The organism is Streptomyces sp. NPDC014656, from assembly GCF_043084305.1.
Classification (GTDB): Bacteria; Actinomycetota; Actinomycetes; order Streptomycetales; family Streptomycetaceae; genus Streptomyces.
This window is the reverse complement of sequence record NZ_JBIBZN010000040.1, coordinates 1-4,228: the sequence shown is the minus strand read 5'-3', so window position 1 is coordinate 4,228 and position 4,228 is coordinate 1. Positions and strand designations below refer to the sequence as shown.

5 protein-coding genes and 1 pseudogene are annotated in these 4,228 nt (G+C 68.0%); 2 read left to right on the top strand and 4 right to left on the bottom strand.

Features of this window, described 5'->3' with window-relative positions:
* Nucleotides 1-448 precede the first annotated feature (448 nt).
* The 3 genes from ACF1ED_RS37210 to ACF1ED_RS37200 all read right to left on the bottom strand — a co-directional run bounded on the left by ACF1ED_RS37210 (nucleotide 449) and on the right by ACF1ED_RS37200 (nucleotide 2,621).
* Nucleotides 449-913 carry a hypothetical protein gene (locus ACF1ED_RS37210; RefSeq protein ID WP_391767798.1) on the bottom strand — a complete coding sequence of 155 codons (465 nt, stop codon included), beginning with the start codon at nucleotides 911-913 and terminating at the stop codon, nucleotides 449-451.
* Between the two features lie 176 nt (nucleotides 914-1,089).
* The gene (locus tag ACF1ED_RS37205; protein WP_391767797.1) at nucleotides 1,090-1,797 is read right to left on the bottom strand and encodes a hypothetical protein; all 708 of its coding nucleotides are present in this window, start codon (nucleotides 1,795-1,797) and stop codon (nucleotides 1,090-1,092) included.
* A gap of 206 nt (nucleotides 1,798-2,003) precedes the next feature.
* Nucleotides 2,004-2,621 (bottom strand): TetR/AcrR family transcriptional regulator, encoded by a 618-nt coding sequence (locus ACF1ED_RS37200; protein ID WP_391767796.1) that lies wholly within the window; start codon nucleotides 2,619-2,621, stop codon nucleotides 2,004-2,006.
* Between the two features lie 98 nt (nucleotides 2,622-2,719).
* Between ACF1ED_RS37200 and ACF1ED_RS37195 the strand changes: the two genes are divergently transcribed.
* Nucleotides 2,720-3,019 (top strand): putative quinol monooxygenase, encoded by a 300-nt coding sequence (locus ACF1ED_RS37195; RefSeq protein WP_391767795.1) that lies wholly within the window; start codon nucleotides 2,720-2,722, stop codon nucleotides 3,017-3,019.
* Nucleotides 3,020-3,069: 50 nt separating this feature from the next.
* Nucleotides 3,070-3,696 (top strand): NADPH-dependent FMN reductase, encoded by a 627-nt coding sequence (locus tag ACF1ED_RS37190; RefSeq protein ID WP_391767794.1) that lies wholly within the window; start codon nucleotides 3,070-3,072, stop codon nucleotides 3,694-3,696.
* Nucleotides 3,697-3,763: 67 nt separating this feature from the next.
* Here the strand turns inward: ACF1ED_RS37190 and ACF1ED_RS37185 are convergent.
* Nucleotides 3,764-4,135 (bottom strand): annotated as a pseudogene (locus tag ACF1ED_RS37185) (Cmx/CmrA family chloramphenicol efflux MFS transporter); the annotation flags it as partial.
* Between the last annotated feature and the right edge of the window lie 93 nt (nucleotides 4,136-4,228).

Here is a 4,228-nt window from a genome sequence, read left to right as displayed (position 1 = left end):
AGATACGCGCCGACCTCCACCTCGGCCTGCTCCAACTCGCCTGCAGCATCATCTGCTTGAGACGCCTGCGAACCTCATTCTGAAACGATCAGTAAAGCCCCGAGGCAGCGGAGTTGCTGACGCATGAATATCCCCCAGTTCTGGAGAGCCACCCGAGCAGGCCCTAAGAAAACGCTGATCCAGGACCCGTTTCGGTCCCGACATTCCTCGACGCTATAGCGGTCGCCATCACGTGACCATGGGGCAAACCCCCGGCTCAGCCACGGACAGTCCTCACCTCGGACGCTCCGGCCCGCAGCGCCCTGACGGGAGTCAGCCGCACGTCAGCAGCCGGCGAGCCGGGGCAGAGCCGTCGACAAGAACTCGCGCAGATAGGCGGGGCAGACACCCCAAAGGCAGTAAAAACAGATTGCGAGACAGATCTCGTGCTGCCGCGTGAGTGGCTGTGCTACTCGACGCGGAACCCGCCGTAAGCCTCGGCGCGCCGCAGGTAGTCGATCCACTCATCCCAGCGCGAGTCCTCGGCCATCGTCCCGGCCTTGGCGGATTCGGGCTGACCTTCGAGAGCGGTCAGGGCCGCACCGATTTCCGCAGGCGTCACCAACCAGCCGTCGTTGCTTTGGCCGATCTTGCACTCGGGAATGCCGGTCGGCTGCTCGGCCTGCCACTCGAATGCGGCCGCCTGGGCGGCCAGGTAGGCGCGCACGGACTCCGGCCGCTCAGGCGCCCCGGGGCTCTGCGCTGCGTAGACCTCAGCAATGGTCAACCCGAAATCCTCCAGGCGTGGCCACGGCGCTGCATGGTCGTGCGACAGCATTCCCAGACGATCCATGGCCGCCTTCGCGGGGCCCATGCTCGACGCATTGAAGCGGTAGCCGGGATCACCCGCTCCGTCCGGCTGCTCGATCGTCATGTCCCAGCCCACGGGACGCCCCTCCTCAATCTGTCCAGTCGGGGAGCCAGCGCTGACCACGAAGGCTCCGTGGTGCCGCTGGCAGGGACGCCCGAAGATCCCGGCGCCACAGTAGGACACGCAGGAAGGCGTTGTCGCGGGCGGTGCGCGGTTGACGGCGGCACGCCTCCGCCTGGTCAGAGCGGCAGGTGCTCGGACGGGAAGCAGATCTGCCGGTCGCTCCTGCAGATCTTCACCTCCGGGTCGAGGAGCCCGTAGGGACGCTCGAACGTCAGGAAGGTGACCATGCGACCGGATGGGAACCTCGCGACCGCCTGGTGCACCGGCCCCATCTCCTTGCTGCGCTTGACGTGGTCGAAGCGTGCCGGACCGCCCTCGGCGATCACGAAGCTCACGATGCGGACCTCATCGCGATTCTCCTCGCTGCTCACCCGGTCAGGCTCACCCGCAGCCGTGAAGAGCAGGCCGGGCGCGGGTGGCTCGTCAGGGAGTCGGCCGCAGTTGAGCGAGCTGTAGCCTTCCCGGATCTTTCCGTAGCAGAAGGTGCGTCCGTCGGGCATCCAGGCCAGGTCGCCGTACCTTGTGTCCAGACGATGGATCACGATCACTTCGTCGGCCGGTGGAATCTTGTGTCCTCCGGGTATCGGGATCTCGAACGCAGTCCGCAGGAAGGCGTGGTCACGATCGCCGACCGCCCCCTCGCTCAGGGGCCGCGCCGGCATCCTGTCGTACGGCCGCTGCGTGACTGCCGGCCGGGTACTGGCCGAGGACTTCGCCGCCGCTGGCTTCGAGGCATCCCGCGGCTGTTCCGCCCCCGACGCACAACCAGCAGCCAATGTCGCCAACACCATGAATGCGGCACCCATGAAAATCCGCTGCTTCAAGACAATTCCCCCGTACGTACGGTTCTAGTCCGGCAGACGATAGCGCCGAGAGGATCATTCATCCGGCCATTCGGGCTGTCAGCGGCCGGGTAGTCCGCAGGCCGTGACAGGAATCGCTGAGCGACTGGTACCGGATGACTACCGGGACGCACTCGCTGTCCGGCAACACGGTTCGACAGCGGGTCATCGTCTTGCCGGTGTGCACCTCAGGAGCACAAGGCGTGCTCGGCGGTGCTGACCAAGGTCGCGGTGACGTGGTCGGGCTGCAGCGCTCGGCCCGTATAGAGCAGGTCGAAGCTGTCGAAGCCGGTCAGCAGCCACAGCACGTCGGCGGCCTGGGCAGCGGTGAGGCCGTTGCGGAGCACGCCTTGCTCGGCAAGCCTGCCGGCGAGGTCGTTCATACCTTCGGCCCGTCCGCGTTCCAGGCGCTGGACCGCGCCGCCGACCGCTTCGGCGTCGAGCTGGGCCATCGAGAACAACGCGCGCAACACGTCCCGGTGCGCCGCGTACATCAGCACGTTGCCGCGGATGCCGCCGCGCAGGCCCTCCCGGGCATCCGGGTGGAGCACTGCGCGCACCATGTCGGTGAATCCGCCGCGCTGGAGCAGGTCCATGCCGAGCGCGTCGAACAAGCCCGCGCGTGAGCCGAAGACGGTGTAGACGGTGGAGCGCGACACCTCCGCGAGCCTGGCGACCTTGTCGACGCTGACCGGTTCGGCCGGCGCCTCGCACAGCCGCTGGTAGACGGCGTCGAGGATGCGGCGTCTCGTCTCCTCCGCGGCCCGGGCGCGCAGGCGCTGGTCGTACTTACGAGTGGGGGGCATGGCTCAGCACCCTAGCATTCGCTTGACAGCATGTCTTTTGAAAGACAGGCTGTCCGACGAAATCTGCGGCCCCTGCACCGCAGAGCGAAGGGAGCGGCATGCGCGTGATGATCCGGTACACGGTCAGACCGGAACACGTGGAGCGGAGCGTTGCGTTGCTGCGGGCCGTCTACGCGGACCTCGAACGGGCCCGTCCACGTGGCCTGCGTTACGACACCTTCCGGGTCGACGCCGGCGGCGGCTTTCTGGCCCTGATCGAGTCCGACGGCGATCCGGTGGCGGCCCCGCACCACCGGCTGGCCTCGTTCCAGCGCTACCGCGCCGCCCTGAGTGAGATCTGCACGGAGCCGCCCACCGTGGCCTACCTGGACGAAGTCGGCTCCTACCGATCCGAGTGACCACGGCCGACTCGACCACCAACGCACCCCACAGCAAGGAGACAGAGCGCATGATCCGGATTGCCGTCATCATCGGCAGCACCCGTCCCGGACGCCGGGCCGAGGCCGTGGCCCGGTGGGTCGCCGACACCTCCGTCCGCCATCCCGGCGTCGCCGCGGGCGAGGCGACCGTCGAGGTGGTCGACATAGCCGCATACGGACTCCCCCTGCTGGACGAGCCCGTGCCCGCGGCCTTCGGCCGCTACGCTCACGCTCACACCCGCCGATGGGCACAGACCATCGGCGCCTTCGACGGGTTCGTGTTCGTCACCCCGGAGTACAACCGCTCCGTCCCCGCCTCACTGAAGAACGCGATCGATTTCCTCTACGCGGAATGGCACCACAAGGCCGCCGGGTTCGTCGGCTACGGCGTGCACGGGGGCCTCCGCGCGGTGGAGCACCTGCGGCACGTGATGGCAGAGGCGAAGATCGCCGACGTGCGGACTCAGGTGGCCCTGGCGATGTTCACCGACTTCACGTTCACCGACCCCACCGATCCCACCGACCCGGGCACCTGCACACCGAGCGCCCGCCAGGAATCGACCCTCGTCACCATGCTCGACGAGATCATCGCCTGGTCCCAGGCACTCAAGCCGCTCCGCGACCCGTCGACGGCACCCGAACCGCTATCCGTCTGACGAGGACATCGGGCCGCCCCGCCCGCCGGTCCGCCTCCCTCGCTGGTCGACGGAGCGTTCGCATGCGTCATCGGAGCACCTCGACACGTCGGCCGGCCTCGACCACCGTGCGCAGGGGGAACGCGATGAGCAGCGCGACAGCGACGAGGAGGCCGCTGGCCCACAGCGGCCCGAGGTTCCCGGCCGCGGTGCCGAGGGTGACCGCGGCGATGAGGGGGCCGATGGCGGCGCCGACGTTGAGTGCCGCGGTCGCATAGGAGCCGGCCATGGTGGGGGCTCCGGCGGCCTCGTAGAGGACCCGGGCGATCAGGGTGCTGCCCAGCGCGAACGACAGCGCGCCCTGCACGAACACGAGGGTGAACAGGGCGACCGGCTGGTCGGCCGGCATCGCCAGGGCCGGCCAGCCGAGGAGGAGTGGCGGACCGCCGATTGCAAGGACTACTGATCTTTTCGTTAGTTCTGTGGGTTCGACGGCTTCGTTGGTGAGATCCTGATGCGGCGTCTTTCAAGCCTTCGTCTGTTGTTCCTCCTT

Excerpts from the sequence above, each read along its gene's own strand:
- ACF1ED_RS37200 (WP_391767796.1), bottom strand. The coding sequence starts at position 2,621 with ATGCCCCCCACTCGTAAGTACGACCAGCGCCTGCGCGCCCGGGCCGCG.
- ACF1ED_RS37210 (WP_391767798.1), bottom strand. The coding sequence starts at position 913 with ATGACGATCGAGCAGCCGGACGGAGCGGGTGATCCCGGCTACCGCTTC.
- ACF1ED_RS37195 (WP_391767795.1), top strand. The coding sequence starts at position 2,720 with ATGCGCGTGATGATCCGGTACACGGTCAGACCGGAACACGTGGAGCGG.
- ACF1ED_RS37190 (WP_391767794.1), top strand. The coding sequence starts at position 3,070 with ATGATCCGGATTGCCGTCATCATCGGCAGCACCCGTCCCGGACGCCGG.